At 63.8% G+C, this 22,331-nt stretch carries 21 protein-coding genes and 2 tRNA genes; 5 read left to right on the top strand and 18 right to left on the bottom strand.

Annotated elements, in window-relative coordinates; all coding sequences use genetic code 11:
• Window position 1: 1 nt before the first annotated feature.
• The 11 genes from hscA to pgsA all read right to left on the bottom strand — a co-directional run bounded on the left by hscA (window position 2) and on the right by pgsA (window position 8,058).
• The gene (hscA, locus tag NX068_RS01705) at window positions 2-1,870 is read right to left on the bottom strand and encodes a Fe-S protein assembly chaperone HscA (protein ID WP_263459559.1); all 1,869 of its coding nucleotides are present in this window, start codon (window positions 1,868-1,870) and stop codon (window positions 2-4) included.
• 23 nt (window positions 1,871-1,893) lie between these two features.
• Window positions 1,894-2,427 carry a Fe-S protein assembly co-chaperone HscB gene (gene hscB, locus NX068_RS01700; protein ID WP_263459558.1) on the bottom strand — a complete coding sequence of 178 codons (534 nt, stop codon included), beginning with the start codon at window positions 2,425-2,427 and terminating at the stop codon, window positions 1,894-1,896.
• 4 nt (window positions 2,428-2,431) lie between these two features.
• Window positions 2,432-2,755 carry an iron-sulfur cluster assembly protein IscA gene (iscA, locus tag NX068_RS01695; RefSeq protein WP_263459557.1) on the bottom strand — a complete coding sequence of 108 codons (324 nt, stop codon included), beginning with the start codon at window positions 2,753-2,755 and terminating at the stop codon, window positions 2,432-2,434.
• Between the two features lie 25 nt (window positions 2,756-2,780).
• Window positions 2,781-3,164 (bottom strand): Fe-S cluster assembly scaffold IscU, encoded by a 384-nt coding sequence (gene iscU, locus NX068_RS01690; RefSeq protein ID WP_263459556.1) that lies wholly within the window; start codon window positions 3,162-3,164, stop codon window positions 2,781-2,783.
• Between the two features lie 38 nt (window positions 3,165-3,202).
• Window positions 3,203-4,414, bottom strand: coding sequence for an IscS subfamily cysteine desulfurase (locus tag NX068_RS01685; protein WP_442806668.1), 1,212 nt, complete (start codon window positions 4,412-4,414; stop codon window positions 3,203-3,205).
• A 56-nt stretch (window positions 4,415-4,470) separates the two neighbouring features.
• Window positions 4,471-5,634: a cysteine desulfurase family protein gene (locus NX068_RS01680; protein ID WP_263459555.1), complete on the bottom strand. Its 1,164-nt coding sequence runs from the start codon at window positions 5,632-5,634 to the stop codon at window positions 4,471-4,473.
• 8 nt (window positions 5,635-5,642) lie between these two features.
• Complete coding sequence (gene iscR, locus NX068_RS01675; protein WP_263459554.1) at window positions 5,643-6,125, bottom strand: Fe-S cluster assembly transcriptional regulator IscR; 483 nt, start codon at window positions 6,123-6,125, stop codon at window positions 5,643-5,645.
• A 127-nt stretch (window positions 6,126-6,252) separates the two neighbouring features.
• Window positions 6,253-7,008 carry a serine O-acetyltransferase gene (gene cysE, locus NX068_RS01670; protein ID WP_263459553.1) on the bottom strand — a complete coding sequence of 252 codons (756 nt, stop codon included), beginning with the start codon at window positions 7,006-7,008 and terminating at the stop codon, window positions 6,253-6,255.
• 206 nt (window positions 7,009-7,214) lie between these two features.
• Window positions 7,215-7,288 (bottom strand) — tRNA-Cys (locus NX068_RS01665).
• 43 nt (window positions 7,289-7,331) lie between these two features.
• Window positions 7,332-7,407, bottom strand: a tRNA-Gly gene (locus NX068_RS01660).
• Window positions 7,408-7,479: 72 nt separating this feature from the next.
• Window positions 7,480-8,058, bottom strand: coding sequence for a CDP-diacylglycerol--glycerol-3-phosphate 3-phosphatidyltransferase (gene pgsA, locus NX068_RS01655; RefSeq protein ID WP_263459552.1), 579 nt, complete (start codon window positions 8,056-8,058; stop codon window positions 7,480-7,482).
• 213 nt (window positions 8,059-8,271) lie between these two features.
• On the opposite strand from pgsA, the gene pgi reads away from it, so the two are divergent.
• Together pgi and map are read left to right on the top strand one after the other, a co-directional pair.
• Window positions 8,272-9,996: a glucose-6-phosphate isomerase gene (gene pgi / locus NX068_RS01650; protein ID WP_263459551.1), complete on the top strand. Its 1,725-nt coding sequence runs from the start codon at window positions 8,272-8,274 to the stop codon at window positions 9,994-9,996.
• Window positions 9,993-10,796 carry a type I methionyl aminopeptidase gene (gene map / locus NX068_RS01645; protein WP_263459550.1) on the top strand — a complete coding sequence of 268 codons (804 nt, stop codon included), beginning with the start codon at window positions 9,993-9,995 and terminating at the stop codon, window positions 10,794-10,796. The genes pgi and map overlap by 4 nt, the downstream gene beginning before the upstream one ends.
• A gap of 528 nt (window positions 10,797-11,324) precedes the next feature.
• On the opposite strand, the gene NX068_RS01640 is transcribed toward map, so the two are convergent.
• Complete coding sequence (locus tag NX068_RS01640; protein WP_263459549.1) at window positions 11,325-11,861, bottom strand: HEPN domain-containing protein; 537 nt, start codon at window positions 11,859-11,861, stop codon at window positions 11,325-11,327.
• 83 nt (window positions 11,862-11,944) lie between these two features.
• On the opposite strand from NX068_RS01640, the gene NX068_RS01635 reads away from it, so the two are divergent.
• From NX068_RS01635 to NX068_RS01625, 3 genes are all read left to right on the top strand, one after another.
• Window positions 11,945-13,444 carry a DUF6035 family protein gene (locus NX068_RS01635; protein WP_263459548.1) on the top strand — a complete coding sequence of 500 codons (1,500 nt, stop codon included), beginning with the start codon at window positions 11,945-11,947 and terminating at the stop codon, window positions 13,442-13,444.
• A 151-nt stretch (window positions 13,445-13,595) separates the two neighbouring features.
• Window positions 13,596-14,279, top strand: a complete 684-nt coding sequence (locus NX068_RS01630) for a DUF5710 domain-containing protein (protein ID WP_263459547.1) — start codon at window positions 13,596-13,598, stop codon at window positions 14,277-14,279.
• On the top strand, window positions 14,276-14,644 hold the full coding sequence (locus tag NX068_RS01625; RefSeq protein ID WP_263459546.1) for a GIY-YIG nuclease family protein: 369 nt from the start codon (window positions 14,276-14,278) through the stop codon (window positions 14,642-14,644). Before NX068_RS01630 ends, NX068_RS01625 begins: the two co-directional genes overlap by 4 nt.
• Here the strand turns inward: NX068_RS01625 and mobF are convergent.
• The 6 genes from mobF to NX068_RS01595 all read right to left on the bottom strand — a co-directional run bounded on the left by mobF (window position 14,641) and on the right by NX068_RS01595 (window position 22,329).
• Window positions 14,641-17,424 (bottom strand): MobF family relaxase, encoded by a 2,784-nt coding sequence (gene mobF, locus NX068_RS01620; RefSeq protein ID WP_263459545.1) that lies wholly within the window; start codon window positions 17,422-17,424, stop codon window positions 14,641-14,643. The genes NX068_RS01625 and mobF overlap by 4 nt on opposite strands.
• Window positions 17,425-17,458: 34 nt before the next feature.
• Window positions 17,459-18,268, bottom strand: coding sequence for an ankyrin repeat domain-containing protein (locus tag NX068_RS01615; protein ID WP_263459544.1), 810 nt, complete (start codon window positions 18,266-18,268; stop codon window positions 17,459-17,461).
• Complete coding sequence (locus tag NX068_RS01610; RefSeq protein WP_263459543.1) at window positions 18,265-18,441, bottom strand: hypothetical protein; 177 nt, start codon at window positions 18,439-18,441, stop codon at window positions 18,265-18,267. The genes NX068_RS01615 and NX068_RS01610 overlap by 4 nt, the downstream gene beginning before the upstream one ends.
• Window positions 18,442-18,522: 81 nt before the next feature.
• The gene (locus tag NX068_RS01605; RefSeq protein ID WP_263459542.1) at window positions 18,523-20,460 is read right to left on the bottom strand and encodes a type IV secretion system DNA-binding domain-containing protein; all 1,938 of its coding nucleotides are present in this window, start codon (window positions 20,458-20,460) and stop codon (window positions 18,523-18,525) included.
• Window positions 20,461-20,509: 49 nt separating this feature from the next.
• The gene (locus NX068_RS01600) at window positions 20,510-21,352 is read right to left on the bottom strand and encodes a murein L,D-transpeptidase catalytic domain-containing protein (protein ID WP_263459541.1); all 843 of its coding nucleotides are present in this window, start codon (window positions 21,350-21,352) and stop codon (window positions 20,510-20,512) included.
• Window positions 21,349-22,329: a hypothetical protein gene (locus tag NX068_RS01595; RefSeq protein WP_263459540.1), complete on the bottom strand. Its 981-nt coding sequence runs from the start codon at window positions 22,327-22,329 to the stop codon at window positions 21,349-21,351. The genes NX068_RS01600 and NX068_RS01595 overlap by 4 nt, the downstream gene beginning before the upstream one ends.
• Window positions 22,330-22,331: the final 2 nt, after the last annotated feature.

Genomic DNA, 22,331 nt, shown 5'->3' with positions numbered 1-22,331 from the left:
GTCAGAGTTCCAACTCGTCTACCTTGTGGCCGGCCAGCGCGCTGCGGATGCTGTTGTCCATGCGGCGGGCGGCGAATTCGTCGGTGGCACGCGCGAAGGCGTCGATGCCGGTCTTGATGGCACGGTGGTCGCTGCCGGTGCGCAGCGTGCGCAGATGTTCGATCGCGGCGTCGATCGCGGCACGCTCGCCGGCGTCGAGCAGATGGCCGTCCTTGGCCAGCGCTTGCTCGGTGGCCTCGATCACGCGCTCGGCTTCGACCTGCTGTTCGCGCAGCGCGCGCAGCATCATGTCGTCGCCGGCGTGTTCGACGCCGGATTTCAGCATTTCGGCGATCTCGTCGTCGGACAGGCCGTAGGACGGCTTCACCAGCACGCTCGCTTCGACGCCCGAGGACATCTCGCGCGCCGACACCGACAGCAGGCCGTCGGCATCGACCTGGAAGCTCACGCGGATGCGTGCCGCGCCCGCCACCATCGGCGGGATGCCGCGCAGTTCGAAACGCGCCAGCGAGCGGCAGTCCGCCACCAGTTCGCGCTCGCCCTGGACGACGTGGACAGCCATCGCCGTCTGGCCGTCCTTGAAGGTGGTGAATTCCTGCGCGCGCGCGATCGGCAGCGTGGAGTTGCGCGGCACGACCTTCTCCACCAGCCCGCCCATGGTCTCCAGGCCGAGCGACAGCGGGATGACGTCGAGCAGCAGCCAGTCGTCCTGTTCGGCGCGGTTGCCGGCCAGCATGTTGGCCTGCATCGCGGCGCCGAGCGCGACCACCTTGTCGGGATCGAGGTTGGTCAGCGGCTCCTGGCCGAAGAAGGCGGCGACCGCGCGCTGGATGTGGGGCATCCGCGTGGCGCCGCCGACCATCACCACGCCCTTGATTTCGTCGGGCGTCAGTCCGGCGTCGCGCAAGGCCTTGCGCACCGGCGTCAACGTCTTCTGCACCAGGTGGCGGGTCATGTCGGCGAATTCGTCGCGGGTGAGGACGAGATCGACCAGTTCGCCCGAACCCAGGCGCAGGTGGACCGGCGCTTCCTCGCAGGAAGTCAGTAGTTCCTTGGCTTCGCGCGCCTTCATCTGCAGGCGGCGGGCGTCCTCGAGCGAAGGCGGTGCGATCGCGGCACGTTCGAGGATGGCGCAGAACAGGCGGTGGTCGAAGTCGTCGCCGCCCAATGCAGCATCGCCGTTGGTCGACAGCACTTCGAACACGCCGCGCGACAGCTTCAGGATCGACAGGTCGAAAGTGCCGCCGCCGAGGTCGTAGACGGCATAGACGCCTTCGGCGGCGTTGTCGAGGCCATAGGCGACCGCCGCCGCGGTGGGTTCGTTGAGCAGGCGCAGCACGTCCAGCCCGGCCAGGCGCGCCGCATCCTTGGTCGCCTGGCGCTGGGCGTCGTCGAAATAGGCCGGCACCGTGATGACCGCGCCGACCAGCGCACCGCCCAGGCTGGCTTCGGCGCGCATGCGCAGCTCGCGCAGGATCTCGGCCGACACTTCGACCGGGCTCTTGACGCCTTGCACAGTGCGCAGCCGCAGCATGCCCGGACCGTCCTCGAAGTCGTAGGGCATGGTCTCGACATGGGCCACGTCCTTCAGGCCGCGCCCCATGAAGCGCTTGACCGAGACGATGGCATTGCGCGGATCGGTCGCCTGCGCCTTCAACGCGCCCTGCCCGACTTCGACGCTGCCATCGGCGTGGTAGCGCACCACGGACGGCAGCATGCTGCGGCCGGATTCGTCCGGCAGGCACACGGCGATGCCGTTGCGCACGCTGGCGACGAGCGAATTGGTGGTCCCCAGGTCGATGCCCACCGCAAGCCGGTGCTTGTGCGGCTCGGTGGACATGCCGGGTTCGGCGATCTGCAACAGGGCCATCAGGGAATCCGTGCCTCTTGTTTTCAGCCTTCGAGTGCGAGCAGCGCTTCGTCGATCTCGTGCTGGAGTTTTTCGATGAACATCAGCCGGCGCACGGTGTCGGCTGCCTGGGAGTAGTCGTGGTCGGTGTCGAGCTGGCGCGCCAGTTCGCCGCGCACGTCACGCGCATGGCGCAGCAGGCGCATGTGCAAGTGTTCCAGCGCCTCGACTTCGCCTGCGTCACGCGCCTCCTCGACCGCTTCGCGCCACTCCATCTGTTCCATCAGGAACTCGGGCGACATCGCGGTGTTGGTTTCGGCGCCGACATCCACTCCGGCCAGCTCCAGCAGGTAGCGGGCGCGGGCGAGTGGCTTCTTCAGCGTCTGGAAACCTTCGTTGACGCGTGTTGCCCACTGCATCGCCCGCCGCTTGTCGACGTCCGGCAGGTGGGCATGGCGATCGGGATGGACCTGCGACTGCAGGCCATGCCAGGCGGCCTCGAGCGCCGTCTCGTCCAGGGCATAGCGGCGCGGCAGGCCGAACAGGCTGAAATGATCCTGCTTCAGATCGATGCTCATGCCGTCAGACGTTGAAGCTCTCGCCGCAGCCGCACTGATCCTTGACGTTCGGGTTGTTGAACCTGAAGCCTTCGTTCAGCCCTTCCTTGACGAAATCCAGCTCGGTGCCGTCGAGATAGGCCAGGCTCTTCGGATCGACCACGACCTTGACGCCGTGGCTGTCGAACACCAGGTCCTCATCGTGGGTGTCGTCGACGAATTCGAGCTTGTAGGCCATGCCCGAGCATCCCGAGGTCTTCACCCCGAGGCGGATGCCGAAGCCCTTGCCGCGCTTGGCGATGAAATTCGACACATGACGCGCAGCGTTTTCGGACAGAGTCACGCTCATGATCTTGCCTCCTGTTCGCGGCCGCTCAGGCCAGATGCTTCTTGCGATAGTCGGCCACGGCGGCCTTGATCGCATCCTCGGCCAGGATCGAGCAATGGATCTTGACCGGCGGCAGCGCCAGCTCCTCGGCGATCTGGGTGTTCTTGATGTCCAGCGCCTGGTCGATCGTCTTGCCCTTGACCCATTCGGTCACCAGCGAGCTCGACGCGATCGCCGAGCCGCAGCCGTAGGTCTTGAACTTCGCGTCCTCAATCACGCCGTCCTTGCCGACCTTGATCTGCAGCTTCATGACGTCGCCACAGGCGGGCGCGCCGACCATGCCGGTGGCCACGCCTTCCTCGTCCTTGCCGAAGGAGCCGACGTTGCGGGGGTTTTCGTAGTGGTCCAGGACCTTGTCGCTGTAAGCCATGTGTTTCTCCAGGGATTTTCGTCTTTATTCGTTGGCGCTCAGTGCGCGGCCCACTGCACCGTGTCGAGGTCGATGCCTTCCTTGTACATCTCCCACAGCGGCGACAGTTCGCGCAGCTTGCCGATCTTGTTCCGCAGCAGATCGATGGTGAAATCGACTTCTTCCTCGGTGGTGAAGCGGCCGATCGAGAAACGGATCGAGCTGTGCGCCAGTTCGTCGTTGCGGCCCAGGGCTCGCAGCACATAGGACGGCTCCAGGCTGGCCGAGGTGCAGGCCGAGCCGCTGGATACCGCGATGTCCTTGATCGCCATGATCAGCGACTCGCCTTCGACGTAGGCGAAGGAAATGTTCAGGTTGTGCGGCACGCGCTGCTCGAGGTCGCCATTGACGTAGGTCGCCTCGATCCCGGTCAGGCCGTTCATCAGTTTGTCACGCAGCCTGAGGATGCGTTCGTTCTCGCCCGCCATTTCCTCGCGCGCGAGGCGGAAGGCTTCGCCCATGCCGACGATCTGGTGCGTCGCCAGCGTGCCCGAGCGCATGCCGCGCTCGTGGCCGCCACCATGCATCTGCGCCTCGAGGCGCACACGCGGCTTGCGGCGCACGTACAGCGCACCGACGCCCTTCGGCCCATAAGTCTTGTGCGCGGAGAAGCTCATCAGGTCGACCTTCAGACTGCCGAGATCGATGGCGACCTTGCCGGTGGCCTGCGCGGCATCGACGTGGAAGACGATGCCCTTGCTGCGACAGATTTCGCCGATTTCGGCGATCGGCTGCACCACGCCGACTTCGTTGTTGACGAACATCACCGACACCAGGATGGTGTCCGGACGGATCGCCGCCTTCAGCACCTCGAGGTCGATCAGGCCGTTTTCCTGCACGTCGAGGTAGGTTGCTTCGAAGCCTTCGCGTTCGAGTTCGCGCACGGTGTCGAGCACTGCCTTGTGTTCGGTCTTGACGGTGATGACGTGCTTGCCCTTGCCCTGGTAGAAATGCGCCACGCCCTTGATCGCGAGGTTGTTCGACTCGGTCGCGCCCGAGGTCCAGACGATTTCCTTGGCATCGGCCCCGACCAGCGCCGCGACCTGTTCGCGCGCTTCCTCGACCGCCTGCTCGGCTTCCCAGCCGTAGGCGTGCGAGCGGCTTGCCGGGTTGCCGAAATGTTCGGTCAGCCACGGGATCATCTTCGCCGCCACGCGCGGATCCACCGGCGTTGTCGCAGAGTAGTCGAGGTAGATCGGGAACTTCAGCATTGCATCTCTCCGCAGAGGGGTTTGTGTTGTTGTCAGGTTTCGAACGCCGCCGCGGTTCAGCCCGCCACCGACGCCAATTTTCTCAAATCTTCGACCACGCGCGACAGGGTCGCGACGAATCGCGCCACGTCGTCCGCCGTGGTCGTGCGCCCCAGGCTGACGCGCACCGCGCCGCGCGCCACCGCCGGATCGACGCCCATTGCCAGCAGCGTATGCGACGGCTCGGGCTGGGCGCTCGAACACGCCGAACCGCTGGCGCAGGCAAAGCCCGCGCGGTCCAGCTTGCCCACCAGGGTTTCGCCGTCGATGTTGCCGAAGGCGAAAAATACCGTATTCGGCAGGCGCTGCGCTGCCCGTGAAAACACGGTGGCACCGAGCGCGGCCAGACCTGTCTCGATCTCGCCGCGCAGCAGCGCCAGTCGCTGCGCCTCGTCTTCGCGGCGCGCCACCGCCCGTTCGCAGGCGACACCGAAGCCGACGATCGCCGCCACGTTCTCGGTGCCGGAGCGCAGCCCGCGCTCCTGCCCGCCTCCGGCGATCAGCGGCGCCAGCTCGACACGCTTGTCCACCACCAGCGCGCCCGCACCGAGCGGGCCGCCGACCTTGTGCGCCGACAGCGTCATCGCATTGACGCCCAGCGCACGGAAATCCAGCTCGACCTTGCCCAGCGCCTGCACCGCGTCGGTGTGGAACCAAGCGCCCGGCTTGCGCGCCTCGGTCGCCAGCGCGGCAATGTCCTGCAGCACGCCCGTCTCGTTGTTGGCCAGCATCACCGACACCAGCGCCGGCCTGGCTTGCAGCATTGCGGCCCAGTCGGCCGCATCGATCATGCCATGCGCGTCGACCGCGATTTCCTTCAGCGTCCAGCCGGTTCGCTGCAACTGCTTCGCCGGTTCGCGCACACAGGGATGCTCGATCGCACTGACGGCGACCGTACCGGGTCTCAGACAGGCCGCCGCGCCTTTCAGGAAGAGGTTGTTCGCTTCCGAGCCGCCGCTGGTGAAGATCACCTCGGTCGCGTGAGCGCCGACTGCCGCAGCCACGCGTGCACGCGCCTCATCGACGGCCGCACGCGCCTGCCTGCCGTATTCGTGCCGGCTCGACGCATTGCCGAAACGGATCGGTTCGGCTGCGCCCAGCCAGGGCAGCATGGCTTCGCGCACCTGCGGATCGAGCGGCGTCGTGGCGTTCCAGTCGAGATAGACCGGGGCAAAACTCATCCCGGCCCTCAAGCTGCCGCGATTTCGCGCGCCTGCAGCGTGGCACGGCGGCGGATGTTCTTCAGGACCGCCATGTCGGAATCCGGCTTGACCTGGCGCTCGACGAGCGCACGCAAGGTCACGGAGTCGAGGTAGGCATACATGCGCTTGTTCAGGTTGGCCCACAGATCGTGCGTCATGCAGCGCTGCGCGTCATGGCAGTTCTGCTTGCCGCCGCACTGCGTGGCATCCAGCGGCTCGTCCACGGCGATGATGATGTCCGCCACCGTGATCTCGTCCATGCTGCGCACCAGACGATAGCCGCCGCCCGGGCCGCGCACGCTGCTGACCAGATCGTGGCGGCGCAGCTTGCCGAACAGCTGTTCGAGGTAGGACAGCGAGATCTTCTGCCGCTCGGCGATGCCGGCCAGCGTCACCGGACCGTCGTTCTGGCGCGCCGCCAGATCGATCATCGCCGTCACGGCGAAACGTCCCTTGGTCGTCAATCTCATCGCATCATCTCTCCGAAACCTTGAGTCGCCCGGCAAGGACGCCACGCATCCTGAATACCCGAACGTTTCGGTCAACTATACTTATCCCGACAAAAACGGTCAACTATATAGAGAGAGGTCGATGACTTCAATCCACCATCCGCGACAGGCGAGAGGCATCGAAATCATCCTTCGCCTCGACCGATGAATCGAGCTGCAGGCCGGCCGCCTCGAGCCGGGCGGCCATCGCCTGCAGGCGGCGATCGGTTTCGACCGCATGGTCCAGCAAGCCGTGCAGCGCCTTGGACACGGGGTCGTCCATGTCGCGGGTAACGCCATAGGCGCTGAAGCCCATCTGCTCCGCCTTCTGTTCACGTTGCGCGTCGCGCTCGGCATCGACGATCCGGGCCGGGTTGCCGACAGCCGTCGCACCGGCGGGCACCGGCTTCACGACCACTGCGTTCGAGCCGATCTTGGCGCCGTCGCCGACGGTGAAACCGCCCAGCACCTTGGCGCCGGCGCCGACCACCACTCCCTTGCCCAGCGTCGGATGCCGTTTGGTGCCGCGGTAGAGCGAGGTACCGCCCAGCGTGACGGCCTGGTAGATCGTGCAGTCGTCGCCGATCTCCGCCGTTTCACCGATGACCACGCCCATGCCGTGATCGATGAAGACCCGTCGGCCGATGATCGCGCCGGGGTGGATTTCGATCCCGGTCAGGAAACGGCTGATGTGGCTCAGGAAACGGCCCAGCCAGAACCATTGCCGGCGCCACGCCCCATGAGCGAGACGATGGAACATCAGCGCATGCACTCCCGGATAACAGGTCAGCACCTCGAACGTGGAGCGGGCTGCAGGATCGCGTTCGCGAACGCTGGCCAGATCTTCACGCAGGCGGCTGAACATTTTTGGACGGACTCCGGAATGGATTGGACTGAAAGCACGGAAAACGGATGCGGGGCCGGAAACGCACATGGGCAGCTGCCGACGCCGAATTCCCGACGATTTTAATCGACTTGGCGGCAAACTTGAAACGGCCGCGCCCGAGGCCGCTCACGGACAACAAAAAGCCCGCTCATGGCGGGCTATGTGCTTGAATCAACTGCTATTTATGGAGGCGCGACTCGGAATCGAACCGGGGTACACGGCTTTGCAGGCCGCTGCATAACCACTCTGCCATCGCGCCTTTTGGCTTGTGCGGCAGATCGTTGATCTGCCGCCGGAATGCTTGGAGCGGGAAACGAGTCTCGAACTCGCGACCTCAACCTTGGCAAGGTTGCGCTCTACCAACTGAGCTATTCCCGCTCGGGAAAGAGCGCCATTATAGGCGGCGATTTCAGGCTGTCAAGCACGGAATCGCCTTCCCGAGCTTTGCCGCTACTTGCCTCCCTGCCCGGCAGTCAGCAGCGGAATGGCACGCTGCAGGTAGTAGCCCATCGACCACAGGGTCAATGCGGCGGCAACGTAGAGCAGCACGCTGCCCAGCATGCGAATGTCGATCGACAGCAGCGGCGCGTCGTACAGCAGCAGCGGAATCGCCGCCATCTGCGCGGCAGTCTTGAGCTTGCCGACGTAGGCCACGGCCACGCTGGCGGACTTGCCGACCCGCGCCATCCATTCGCGCAGCGCGGAAATGGTGATCTCGCGGCCGATGATGATGACGGCGATGATCGCATCGACGCGCGACAGCTCGACCAGCAGGATCAGCGCTGCCGCCACCATCAGCTTGTCCGCGACCGGATCGAGAAAGGCGCCGAAGGCCGAGGTCTGGCCGAGCGCGCGGGCGAGGTAGCCGTCGAACCAGTCGGTGATCGCCGCGGCGGCAAACAGCGCGGTCGCGACCAGGTTCTTGCTGTGTACGGACAGCAGGCTGTCCGGCAGGTAGAACACGCCGACGAAGATCGGAATGAGTACGATGCGGGCCCAAGTCAGGGAATTGGGAATATTGAGTGGCATGCCGCGGGAAGGTCCGGGTCTGGAACGGAGAATGGCGCGAGTATATCAGTGCCCCCATCGCACCCGGGCACCGCATCCGGCAGCATCGGCTGCAGTATTGTAAACAACTCGTTACGGCGGCAAATCCGATGCGGGCAGGCTGCGGCACGGCAAAACGGGCACAATGCCGGCTGCTTTCGGACTCTTGCCCGCTCGACTCGCCTCGATGCACCGATGACCATCCACCCGACTCCGCATTTCGCCCCCTCTGGCACCTCCTCCGCCCGGTCTCCGGCGTGGCAGGCTCTGCTTGCCCATCGCGACGGGATCGGCGAATGCCATCTCAAGCAGCTGTTCGCTGCCGATCCCGCGCGCGCCGCGCGCATGCAGGCCGAAGCCTGTGGCCTGTTCCTCGATTATTCGAAGAACCGCGTCAGCGATGAAACCCTGGCGCTGCTTTTCGCCCTGGCGCGCGAGGCGCAGCTGGCCGAACGACGCACCGCGATGTTCGACGGCGAGCGCATCAACCTCACCGAGAACCGTGCCGTGCTGCACACCGCCTTGCGCCGGCCGGCAGACCAGCCTTTGATCGTGGATGGACGCGACGTCGTCGCCGACATCGCCGCAGTACGCGAACGCATCCACCGTTTCGCCGAAGCCGTGCGCGACGGCAACTGGCGCGGACACGACGGGCGCGCCATCACCGACGTCGTCAACATCGGCATCGGCGGCTCCGATCTCGGTCCGCTGATGGCCTGCGAAGCGCTGAAATGCAATGCTCACCCGCGTCTGCGGATGCATTTCGTCTCGAACGTGGACGGCGTGCAGATCGGCGACGTGCTGCGTACCGTCGATCCCGCCACCACGCTGTTCATCGTCGCCTCCAAAACCTTCACCACCCAGGAAACGCTGACCAACGCCCATACCGCGCGCAACTGGCTGATCGAGCGCACCGGCGGCGAAGTCGCGATCCCCCGCCACTTCGTCGCCGTGTCCACCCATGCCGACGCAGTCGCACGCTTCGGCATCGCCCGCGACAACATGTTCGGCTTCTGGGACTGGGTCGGCGGCCGCTATTCGCTGTGGAGCGCAATCGGCCTGCCCATCGTGCTGCAGATCGGCGCCGCGGCTTTCGACGAACTGCTGGCCGGCGCGCACGCCATGGACCGGCATTTCATCGACGCACCGTTCGAGCGCAACCTGCCCGTGATCATGGCGCTGCTGGGCATCTGGAACGTCGATTTCCTCGGCGCGCCCAGCCAGCTCATCGCCCCCTACCACCAGCGTCTGCACCGCCTGCCCGCCTTCCTGCAGCAGCTCGACATGGAGTCGAACGGCAAGTCGGTCAGAAGCGACGGCAGTCCGGTGGACTGCCAGACCAGCCCGGTGATCTGGGGCGAATCCGGCATCAACGGCCAGCATGCCTATTTCCAGATGCTGCACCAGGGCAGCCAGCTCGTCCCGGTCGATTTCATCGGCGTGCTGCAAGCCGAGACCGGACTGGAGCAGCACCATCGCATCGCCTTCGCCAACATGGTCGCGCAGGCCGAAGCGCTGATGAGCGGCAAACCGGCGGACGAAGTGGAGGCCGAGATGCGGGCTGCCGGCCTGGCCGAAGCGCAGATCCGCGCACTGCTGCCGCACCGCGTCTTTGCCGGCAACCGCCCCAGCAACACCCTGCTGATGGAGCGCCTCAGCCCCTTCGCGCTCGGAGCGCTGGTCGCCCTGTACGAACATCGCACTTTCGTGCAGGGCGTGGTGTGGGGGCTCAACTCCTTCGACCAGTGGGGCGTGGAGCTCGGCAAGCAGCTCGCCGCCCGCGTGCTGGACGATCTCGCCGCCCCCGCCGATCTCCACCCCCACGACGCCAGCACCGCGGGCCTCATCGCCCGTTATCGCGAGCACCTGGCAGGCGAAAAGCCGGCCGCAGGACACACGGAACAGAACCAAGCCCGATGAACAGCACGGTTTCCATCAAGGCCCCCGAAGAAATCGCGCTGTCGCGCGCCGCCGGCCGCCTGGCGGCCGAAGTGCTGAGCCTCGTCGCTCCGCACGTCAAGCCGGGTGTCAGCACCGAGGAACTCGACCGCATCTGCCACGACCACATCGTCGGCGTGCAGGGTGCCATTCCGGCCAACATCGGCTACCACGGCTACCCCAAGACCGTCTGCGCCTCGGTCAACCACGTGGTCTGCCACGGCATCCCCTCGCCCGCCAGGATCCTCAGGAAAGGCGACATCATCAACATCGACGTCGCCGTCATCAAGGACGGCTGGTACGGCGACACCAGCCGGATGTATTTCGTCGGCGAACCCGGCCCGCTGGCGCGCCGCCTGGTGCTCACCACCTACGAGGCGATGGTCGCCGGCATCCGCGCGGTGCGCCCGGGCGCCACGCTGGGCGACGTCGGCCACGCGATCCAGACCGTGGCGCACCGCGAACGCTTTTCCGTCGTGCGTGAATACTGCGGCCACGGCATCGGCAAGATCTACCACGACGCACCGCAGGTCCTGCACTACGGCCGCCGCGGCGAAGGCCTGCGGCTGGAGCCGGGCATGGTGTTCACGATCGAACCGATGATCAATGCCGGCAAGCGCGAAACCCGGACCCTCGCCGACGGCTGGACCGTCGTCACCAAGGACCATTCGCTGTCGGCCCAGTGGGAGCACATGGTGGCCGTCACGCCGGACGGTTTCGAAGTCCTGACCCCCTGGCCCGAAGGCACCGGCAGCTATCCGGCGATCCACCCGGCGGACTGATACGCCCGGGCGTCCTGATAAGATGCAGCCCCGACGACCGGCGCCGGCCGTGGCGAAAGGCTCAGCCACGCCCGCGCCATCCTGCCGGCCGGCCATGGACGGCTCGCATGCCTGGGCTTGATAGGAAGAAATGCAAAAGACACCGCCGCTCACCGAAGCCGAGATCGCTGCTCATACGCCAATGATGAAGCAGTATGCGCGTGCCGATTTTTAGCGTGTCGTTTTTCTTTTGTAGATCAACGCTTTGGGGCGTTGCAAACAGAATCTAGCACAGTTCAATGCCGCTGTGGCAAAAGAATGGCTAAGACAAAAGAAACAGCCTGAAACACCGTGAGACAAGTGACCCTGGAAGTGGCTAAACAGCGTCATTTCCCATGCGGAACTCTTGGTGGAAGTTCCTTTAGCCACGGGTTTAGCCAAGGCGGCTTTAGCTAAAGTTTTGGCAAAACCCAGCGGGTGAACATACGCCACTATCGCCCAGATAACGGCGTGGGTTTGATCGATAGCGGGGTGTGTTGGACGGCCCGATTAGGGCTTGGCCAACACCGCGTCGGTGGCCAGGACCACCTGCCGGATGAAATGAATATGCCGGCGCAGGTCGTCCCTAGACACGGCGTGCTTGGCCGGCACCCCATTGGCGGGTCGGCCCGATCGGTGAGCGATATCGCCTCGCTTTTTGGCCAGGCGGTTCAACTCGGTTCGAGCCGCTGCAGGCTCCATCATGTTCCAACGCCAGCCGTCGGTGATATCGAGGCCCAGGTACTTCTGAAACAGGGGCCGTACTCGATCGGTGCTGGGCGTATGGAAATATTTGAGGTCGTTGGCCAGGCTGTCCCGCATGAAATCGGACAGGTGCCCTGCTCCACCCGCCACGGCGTCCACCGCTTCCACTAACCGATCCTCGAAATAGGTTTCGAGTGCCGCAAGCGCCATGACCAGGCTGGCCCGTTTGAGGACTCCGTTCTCGGGCGGGGGTGGCTGGGAGTTGAGACGGTCGAAGTGGTTGACCAGATCGAGGGCGTCTTGAATGGCGTGCTCGAAGGTCAGGCTGGCTTTGGATGGCATGGGTTCCCCTTTGCCCCGATTGTGGACCGGGCACACGACCGTCTCAACGGGTGAGAAGCCAGACCGTAGGATGGGTAGACGACATGGAAGACACACCCTCCCCTCGCCGCATTGCCCTGGCTCACCAGCCCTTCCATGGCGTCCTGGACCTGTCCACGGGGCAGAGCCTGACGCTCCACCAGTTCATCGGAGAAGGCGACTACGGCGACCTGATCCAGAACAAGCGCCTTGCCCTGGAACATGACCTGTTGGAAGACAAGGTCCGGTACGTATGCCAGCGCTGTCGCAAGCCCATGGTGTTGCGGTCCAAGCCCATGGACAAGGAACGGGAGGATCGCTTCTACCTCAAGCACCGGTTCCGCAGTGAAGAGTGTGGCGGCACCAAGGGCATGACCCACGACGCCATCTGCGCGATGGTCTACGCCAACACCAAGGAAAGCGAAGCGCACCGAGCCTATAAGGCGCTGATCGTCGCGAGCCTGGCCGCGGATCCAACCTTCACCAACACCCAGACAGAAGCCACCTGGTTTGGACTGGATGGGGTGCGCTGGCGAAAGCCCGATGTGCAGACCATCCACGGCACCGAGCGCATTGCGCTGGAAGTCCAGTTGTCCACCACCTTCGTGGAAGTGGTGGCACAGCGCCAGGCCTTCTACCGCAAGAACGTGGGCAATCTGATCTGGTTCTTCCGCGATCTGGCCATTGGCGCCTTCCGACAAGCCGAAGACGACATTTTCTTCAACAACAATCGCAACGCCTTCCTGGTCAATGAGGACACGTTGGCACTTTCTGTCCGCGAAGGACGCTTCGCGATGGAATGCGCCTGGCAAGAGCCTTATCTGGAAGGATCCACCATCGAACACCGACACCATCGGCAGGTCGTGTTCTTTGACCAGTTGCGGTTCGACGTGAAGGATGGGCGCGTTCCCCGCGCCTATTTCTTCGATTACGACGCGGCCCGTGCGCCGCTGGACGCCCAGGTGGAGGCACTGACGCCCAGGCGGACTGTGATCGAACCCCTTCCGCGCGAACCCCTGCCGCCCACGGTGGACTACCAATCCGACCCGTCGTTGCGCACACTCATGGAAGACTTCATGCGTGGCTACCCCAACCATGTGAATAACAATGACTTCTGGTCGGTCGTCCGGGCCAGGTTCAAGTTGCGGGGTTTCGACTTGCCCGAGCATGTGCGTTTCGATCCGCTATTCCCCCTCCTGCAGGCGTCGTACTCGGCAAAACTAGGCCGGCCCGTGGGCTGCGAACAGCGCTACCTCATTGAGTTGGCCAACACCTTGTTCAACTCGCACAAGCCGGCGCTGTGGGTCTTTACCGCCATGATGGGGTTCTACGATCGGGGCGCCTTGCTCATGGAGCGTGGCGATCGGCGGGCATGGTCGAACAAGGTCCGCGAATACCACCAGGCCTGGATCGACGCCGTCCCAGCCTTCGTGCCAACCCATCGTTATCAGTCATTGATCGAGTTCCTGTTCCCCGAAGCCGTGGCGGCGCTTCGTGAAAATCCGGCGTCTTACGTCGGTCGTCGCCGTGCCGCCTTGACACCAGACGCCGCCTCGCCACCCTAGAGGGGCGACGTGCGTCCCTCGCCCACGCCGCTGGGCTCTATGCTGCCCGCACCCCCGGTTCGCCGGGGGTGTTTTGTTTCTGGGATCTAGTTGTTCGTGATGATGGTTTGACACACTTGCCAGGAACGACAATCGCCTCATCCTGGACCGGATGACGATTTACTTCCAACTGCCCTTCGCGGACAAGGAACAGGCCAAGGGCCTGGGCGCCCGCTACGACCACGACCACAAACTCTGGTACGCCCCTGACCCGACCACCGAACAGCGGATGGCCGAACACTGGAAGCGCCTGCCCCAGGTGTTTCCGGGAGAAGACCGGACGTGGGGTTCCACCCCGCGCTTGTCGGTCGATTTGATCCCGTCCACCTGCTGGCACACCAATGTGCGCAGTTCGGTGTCGTCAGACGATTGGAAACGGATCGCCGACGGCGTGAAGGCCCGCGCGGGCTTTCAATGCGAAGTCTGCGCGGCCAAGGCCGACCCTGCGGCACAGGTTTTCCTGGAAGCGCACGAACGGTTTGAGTTCGCGGACGGGGTTCAGCGGTTGAAGCGCTTGACCTGCATTTGTCCTGCGTGCCACCAGGCCATCCATTTCGGTCGATCGGTGGCCACGGGCCAGGAACCTGCGGCTCGCGCGCACCTCTTGAAGGTCAACGGCTGGACCGAATGGGAGTTGGAACAGCATTTGCGGCAGGCCTACGCCGTGTGGTCGCAGCGCTCCCAGCAGGCGTGGTCGTTGGATCTTTCGATCATCGAAGCGATCGGGGTGGCGGTGAAACTACCCACCCCGGAAGAGCGCAAGCGCCAGGGTGTCGAACTGCCGCCACGCCCATGAGCCAGTGGGTCCGCAAGAGCCACTTCCAGCGCAAGACCCGCCACTTGTATGCGCTGGTGTTCGACAACGAACGCGCCGTCTACGTGGGCCAGACCGTGAACATGAAACAGCGTGGTCAGCAGCACGCCGCGCCCTCGGGTGGCTGGCTGCGGGATTTCCGCATGATCCGGCTGGAAACGATCACGGGCACCTACATGGACGCCGAACAGCGTGAGTTCGTCTGGCGCTGGGTGGCCCACTTGAAGGGTTATCAGGTCTATGTCCTCCCGCCCAACGTGCGAGTGAACCTGGGCCGGAAGATGGGAACCTTGCGCCGACTTGAGGCGTGGCGAACCTGGTTGCTCGTGGGCTGGCCGAAGGCCTAGCGCTCAAGCCCGCGCGTCGGTTGCTGTTGCAGCACGCGGTCGTAGTCCTGTTCCAGGGTCGTGCGCCGCGGCTTGGCGTTCTCGGCCCAGAAGCCTTCCTGGATCGCGTTCTGCTTCAAGCGATCCGCGCCCAGTCGGTTCTTGACCTGCTCCAGTTCCACGTCCGCCCCATACATGCGGTAGCGGTCGGACGTGAGGCGCGTGAACGCGACCAGCGCTGATTGGTTGTCGACCATCGAGGCGTTGGCGAAATGGAAGACGGCGGGCTTGCCCTGCCCCTGTGCGTCGTGAACGGTGCGGCAGTAGCCGGCCTGCAAGTGGTTCCATTCGCCCGTGTCCACGGCCAGCAGGAAACTGGGTTGCCCTGCCTTGCCTTCCACTCGCAGGCCCAAGGCCAGGGATCCGGTGTCGGTACGCGAGACGCTTTCAACCACGCACATGTCGCCGTTATCCACGCCGCGCTGGCTGTCGTTCTTGGTGATCCGCACCCGATCGCCCACAGCCACCGTCATGTCGTACAAGCGCTTGTCGCGCCTGGCCTGGAAGGTGTGATCCTCGCCGGTCAGGACGCTGCGGTCACGTAGCCCATCGCGGAACTTGCCAGTGAGCAAGGCGCTGTCTTCGTGGGTGTGGACCAGCACCAGACGGTTGTCGATGGCGTGCGGACTGTCCATCCAGTCGCGCACCAAGGCGTCGGCGGCTTCGCCCCGGGTGTTGTAGGCGTCTATCGCGCCGCGCGCTTCCAACTTCTTCCACAGCGTTGCGCCCTTGGCCACGACTTCGGCGCGCGATTTCGGTTCGGCGCGGTTGTCCAGGATGACCCGTCCCTGGGCGTCGCGATCGTAGAACGCAATGGCAATATCACGGTCGTCCGCGTTCTTCTGGCGGCGGATCTCGGAGAGTTCCGTCTGGCCCAAGCGCTCGGACACCAGGGCCATGCCGGCGCCAGCGCCGATGGCCTGCAGTTGCTTCATGTCCCCTTGCAGGATCAGTTTGGCGCCTGCGTCATCGACGTGGCGCATGAGGCGGCGCACCGCTTCGGTATCGACCATGCCGGCTTCGTCCAGCACCACCACTGACTTGGCGGTGAGTCCTGGAATGTCTTTCGTGAGCTTGTGGCCGTTGTCCAACTTCATGAGCAACTTGGTGACGGACATGGCCTCCATGCCGCTCTCTTCCTTCAACTTGCCCGCAGCCTTACGTGAAACGCACGCACCGATCAACTCCTGGCCATTGGCCTCAAAGCAACGCTTGTACAGATCGGCCACCGTCGTTTTACCGGCACCGGCCACGCCCGCCATGACAGCGTGTCCGCCGCTGTCGGCACACAAGTGGTGGACTGCCTCGAGTTGCTCGTCGGACAGGGTGAAACCCTTCTCCTGCTGGTAGTCCTTGATCACCTTGTCCAGGATCCGATCGGGCACGCGGACGGCGGTGTCGTCCTTGCGGGCGTCGGCCCTGGCTTGGACTTCCTGCTCCCAGTCCACGATCTTGGACCACGCGAAGCGGGTTTCGGAGTAGCGACGCGAGACGTGATTGCCCTGGTCGATCGCGGCTTGCCGTTCCGGGGCGATGGCCACCATGCTTTCCTTCAAGCGCTCCACGTCGGCCTTGAGGGCGTCGGGGCCTTGACCTGCACGCGCCCGGCTGACCTCCCACAGAATGTCCTTCTCGGCCACGATCGCGGTGGTCGCGTGCAAGGCTTCAAGGATCTGTTCGTCTGAACGGAATGGCGCCTGGATATCGGGAAGGGCCTTCAACTGCGCCAGGTCGTTGCTCTGCCCCATGGCTGGGATGACGCGCTCCCAGGTTGAGAACAGTTCTTCCGGGCTGGGCTCGTCCTTGTGCGCACGGGTCTGTGCCCACGCTTCCTGGTGGGTCAGGCCTTCGGTCATGGCGTCCACGATTTCCTGCTTGCGCGTGGAGAACGCCGCAATGGTGGCGTCGTCGATCCCAGCGACTTTCCATGCACGCACGCCCGTGTCCTGCTGATCGGGATCCAGTTCGGCGGTCTGTTCGATCCCGTAGCCCAGATCTCGCAAGTTCTGGGCCAGGTGCGCCATGTAGATGGTGTCGGCGGCTTTCTGGTGGCGGTACATTTCCGAACTCTCCCACCCACCCCACTTGCCATCGGGGCGCAAGGCCACGCCGAACAGCAAGTTATGGGTGTGCAGGTGAGGTTCCAAATTCCTGTTGGCGAGATGGTCGCAGGAGGTAATCACCAATCCATCGACGCCCACCACGTCCTTACCACCCTTGCCCAACCGGGTTTCGACCTTGCTTTCCATGTACTCCAGCCCCTGGTCGACGGCGCGGCGGTGCGCGGCCAGGATCTTGCCGCGCTCGTCGGGGTCGGCCATAGCCAACAGCAGCGATACGGATTTGGGCGCGTTGAACACGCAGTCGTAGCCCACCTGGTGGCCCCCCTTCCAGACGAACTCCGGGTGCCCGTTGGCCAGCAATCGGGGTTGCAGTGTCTGGGGGTCAATCTTGAGTACTTTCTCCGGCCCCTTGCCGGCGTTCTGGCACAACTTCGTCTTCAAGCCGTCGGGGGAATAGCCCGCCGCCAACTCGATCATTTGCGCCTTGTCGGGTGTGCCTGACAGATTGAGCATGGCCGCGCCATGCCCACGCCAGCGCATGGTGTCCTCTTCCAGGCCTTCCGCACCCACGTAGTAGCCGGCCAAGTCTCGTAGTGACTGGGTCTCGGTCAGGTACTCGATGACGTTGTCGCCGCGAGCGTTGTGTCCGGTAGCGGTCAGGGCCGTGAGTTTGAGCATGTTCCAGTATCCAGGACTTGTTGTGGCTGGCAACTCACAGGGCGCGCTGAAGCGAACCCATGCGGTGTTCCATCTGGGCCAGGCAAGCCAAGGCACCGCGGCGCGCATGGGCTTCCAATACAGCCAAGGTCGCGGTCAAACCGGGTTCGTGAACGCCTGGAAACGTAGCCAAGCGTTTCAGTACCAGTTCCATGGCGGTAAGCCCACAGTCTGCGCGTAGTTGTGGATTGGCGCCTGCGGAAAGCAACATGGCCACTATCCTCGACCACCCGCTACCAGCAGCGGTATACAAGGGCGTCATTCCCATGGCGCCTCGATGATCGACATGCGCACCGCAGTCCAGCAAAAGCCGTATCTTCGTTTCCAAGGGCTGGGGGAACCGGGTGTACGCCATCATCACTTCATGCAGTGCGGCCCGTCCTGCCTGGTTCGTATCGTTGGGGTTCGCGCCAGCGTTCAGCAGAAGACGCAACATGGCCTCGTTTTCGCATTGGGTGGCATGGTGGAGTGCCGTGCGTCCGTAGGTGTCCTTGGCGTGGAGATTGGCGCCACGGGACAACAACAGTGCGGCGTGCGGTTCAAGGCCATGACAGGCGGCCATCATCAAGGCCGAACGACCTTCCAGGTTGCGCGCTTCGATATCGGTTCGCGGGTCATCCAGTAAGGCCAAGAGAAAGGGCAAGCCATCCTGGGATTGGGCGGCCACGATCACGGGCACGCGAATGGTGTAGTCCGCCGATCCGCGGGACGAGATCCACAACTGGTTGGGGTTCGCACCCTTGGCCAGGGCCGCGCGGAACTGGGCTAGCGGTACGAAATGGCCGTGGGCATTGAACAGGCTCATGACCACCGCCTGCGACAGAAGCGGACTTGAAAGAAGAGGTAGCCGAACGCACCCGAGAACAGGGCCGAACACAAGGCCATGAATACTTTGTCGTTCAGTGCAAACAGCACCGCCAAGATGGCGTAGCCCAGCACCAGCACAATCTCGAAAAACCAGTTCAATAGTGATCGCATGACGGCCCTCCAGGTGGTGAGGACCATTCTTGTGCCATTGTCGTTTCTGGCAAGTTTGGCGCTACGAACTTGCCCGCAAAATCAGCGGAACAAGCGATCCAGTTCGCCTTGATCCAGTTGCTCGCCCATCTCCTTGCCGGCAAGCACCGCCTCGCCCGTCAGATCCTCGCGCGGCTTCTCGAAACCGGCTGCTCGCGTGGTCCAGGCCGCAGGTTCCTGGCCCTTGCGCCAGTCCTTCAAGGGTTGGCCCGGGAAGTTGAGCAAGAGCAAGTCCCCGCCCTGCTGGACCAGGGCGCGGATCTCAAAGAACGGGGCCTTCCTGGTTTTCCGGAAACCAAGCATGTCGGTGAGTTGCGCCGGGTAGACCACCGGTTGCCCTTCGTTGTTCAACCGGGCGTCGGGGTGATTGTCCAACCGTGCGACCTTCTGCGTGCCCAGCAGTTTGGATAGTTCTTCGCGGGTCTCGCCCATCTGGATCTGACAAACGATGTGAGTTCCTACCATGCCTGACAGGGCCTTCACCTGGTTATCGCCATAGAGTTCCTTCAACTGCGCCAAGTCTTGAATGCCAGCCACCACCACAACCCCTTTGGATCGGCCCTTGTCGACCAACGGGGCGAAGTCGATTTTTCCGATACTGGACATTTCGTCGAAGTAGAAGCCCAGGAAGCGCCCGCCTTCATTGTCGGGCAGTTGCGGGGAGACGATCGAGGGCACAGCGACATTGATCAGGGCGGCGATATACGCCGACGTGAGTCCAGAGTCCGGGCCGGACTGCACGATGATCTTGGTGGGGCCCTTGTAGTTGTCGGCCGCCCAGTCGGTGACGGAGAAGACATGACGGCGTTTCGTGAAGTCGGCGTGCCAGGCTTGGCGTGCCTTGTTTTGTTCCTGGTACTGCTTACTCGCCCGCTTCCAGTCCTCGTCCTTCGGGTAGTTCGCCTTGATCGGCTTGACCGGCTTTCCCACGTAGGCAAGGGGCACGCCTTCGATCTTGTCCTTGGTACCGGCCCCATTGAGCGCGGTGTCGTAGTTCGGCCAGGCACGGGCCAGGTCGTCGATCACTTTGGTGTAGCCGTTCAAGGTAGCGATCACGTTGAATGCGGTCTGGCCTTCGGTGTTGGAAATCAAGCCGTAGGCTTTGCGGTAGTTCTTGTCGAGGATCGGCGCCATTTCTGCAGCGCGCATGGACACGCGCTGCGCCAGATCCGTCCATGTCCATTGCTCAGGGTTCTCGTTCTGCAGCGAGCGCACGACGCCCAACAAGAGTTGCCTGGCGGCCTGCGTCCAGAATTTTCCGGATCCGCTGTCCTCGGGAATGAGGCTGTCGGCAAAGGCGGCGGCTTGCGTGCTGGTTCTAACGTCGCGGGCGACCCACCAGGTCATCGAACGAGTGTCGAATGGCGAACAAATTTTGGCTTGCGGAAACTTCGCGGTGAAGTCGCCCTTTACGTCGTACAGGAACAACTTGGCCTTCTGGTTGGCCATCAGCGGTTGCAGCATGGCCAGCAAGATCTGGGTCTTGCCCGATCCCACCGATCCATAGATGAGCATGTGGCGCGACAGCGTTTTCTTCGACAACCACAGATCGGGGTGAAGCGGTAAGCCGAACGGATCGGTGAGGCGATCCTTCATGGACGGCGAGCGGCGACGGGCTTCCTTCCTGGCGTCCTTGCCTTCCAGCAAGCGCACGCCACTGACCACCCATTGGTTCGATCGCGGGATGAGGCCGGCATACGCAAGTCCACCGCCAGCAATCACTCCTGTGGTGGTGGCCATGGCAAGCGTGGTCCAGTCTTGGGCCCACTGCAGGTTGTCGATCCGGGAGTAGAACGCAGGATCGAGTGAGAGCGCACGGAACGTGTCATGCCACCCCATGCCCCATCGGGCAATCGGGAAAAACCCCAGGGCCGATCCCAACGCACCATAGGCAAGCCCCAGGTCCCAGCGACGCACACGAATACTGGAGTCGACGTGCTTGCCGGGGGCGCCAAAGGAGTCGTAGATCGCTTGCTTCATGGTGGCAGGATGGAAGGAAAACCGCGCCCGTAAAGGCGCGGCTTTGTGATCAGAACCGCAAGGTCCAGCGCTGGCCCGCCGCCTCGGCGTAGATGGGCTGGCCCGCCCACCACGACAGCGAGGCGGTCAGTTCCGGTGACGGACAGAAGTTGTCGTACACCACCTGGAAATACGGATTGAACGCTTCGGTAGACTCCGGCGACCATTCCGGCTGGACGGGCAGTTTCTTCTGCCAGGGCCAACGGAACCGCTTGCGGATCTTCGTACCGGAACAGGTGGCTACGGCTTCGGACAGGCCTTCCACGTCGCCCTCGATCCAGAGAACTGCGTTATCCAGGCCGCGATCGTTCAACTGCTCCATCACGGCATACGACACAGCCGGACAGCCTTCGGAATGTCCGGCCCAGCCATCGCGCACGTAGCGCGCGGGGTGCAGGACAACGGCACGCTCGCGGGCGTTGTCGTTGAACCCGGGCATGAGGCCGTCGAGCCTTCGGCGGGTAGTGATATGGCCATCCTTGCCCTTGTAGGCTTCGGCAATGGAGTACAGGCCCACCGAAGTCATGAGCGAACCGGGCGTGTTCGAGAACACCTGCGCCCTGCCCTTGCTGCCGGGGTCGGAGCCGCGGCCATGCGCGACCTCGGTGTTCACAATGGTTTTGCCGGTCCGGGTGTCAATCGCCCACAAGCGCTTGTCGCCGGATCCCAGGCGCATATCGGCCACGATCAACAGGTCGGGGTTGCGCCCAAGTTTCTTGGAACAAGCCAAGGCCTGCTCGGCATGGGCGTGGGTCACGCGGCTCATGCCGTCGATCTTGGGGATCTTGGCGTTGGCGGTGGTGATCGTCAGTAGAGTGGTTAGGAAGATTAGGGCCCTCGCTCCTGTCTTCATCTGTCTTGTCCTCGATTACGGTCTTGTGCCTCTGCCAGGCTTGCCTGCCTGCGGGCGGTGCGCACTTCGTCCAGGCTGGATTGCACGCGGTTGTAGCCATCGACCTTGGCCGCCTGATTCTGGACTTCGCCCAGTTCCAACTTCCGGTGTTCGGCTGCGGCTTCCTGCTTGGTCTGCTTGATCTCGTCGTCCGACTTGGCGACGATTTCCGGACGACGTTGTGCGACGTACTCGGACGTGCTGCCCTGGAAGTCCGCCAGCGACATTCGCGACTTCTTCGACTCCTGGGCTACCTCCGCCTGCTGTTCAGCGGCGGGCGCGGCTTGCTCCTGATTGGGTGCTTCCTGGAACGCGGCGCTGTTCAAGCGTGTGGGCTTGGCCTCTTGCTGCGGCGTGGCCTGCTTCGGAGCTGACTGTTGGGCGGCTTCTTGCTTGGGTGCCTGCTGTTGCTGTTGGCTGCGCGCCGCCATCTTTTCGTACTCCACCACAGCCATGTTGTTGAGGTAGGCGTCCTTGGTGACAGCGTTGTTGCCGGCCTTGGTGGCGTACTGGTCATAGCCCGCACCATGCTGGGCTTCGACATGGTCGAAAAAGGCGGCGGCACGATCGGAGTGGCGTTGCTCGGGCGACATGGCCAGCCACTTGTTGTGGCTCATGGCATGATCGGCATAGCCTGGTTCGCGCTCCACGCGCCAGTGGTCGGCCTGGTTGGCCTCCCACATGGCGGCCTCCTTGGCGGTGGGTACGGCCAGCGGATCGCCGGGGTGGTCACGGTGCGCGTGATAGGCGTCCTTGTCGTTGCCCCGATAGGCTTCCAGACGCTTCCACTGCGGATCGTCCAGCGGAGCCATCGCGTCGTACTTGCGATGGGCCGGGCTGGGATCTGACGCAAAGGCGGCGTTGTACTGGGGTTCGTACTTGCGGTACGCCCGATCCAGGTGTTCTTGCTTGTTGTGGTTGTCGATATAGGTGGACATGC

It is taken from the genome of Thauera carbonicopians (assembly GCF_025699485.1).
Taxonomy (GTDB): domain Bacteria; phylum Pseudomonadota; class Gammaproteobacteria; order Burkholderiales; family Rhodocyclaceae; genus Thauera.
This window is presented reverse-complemented; position numbering and strand designations above follow the sequence as displayed.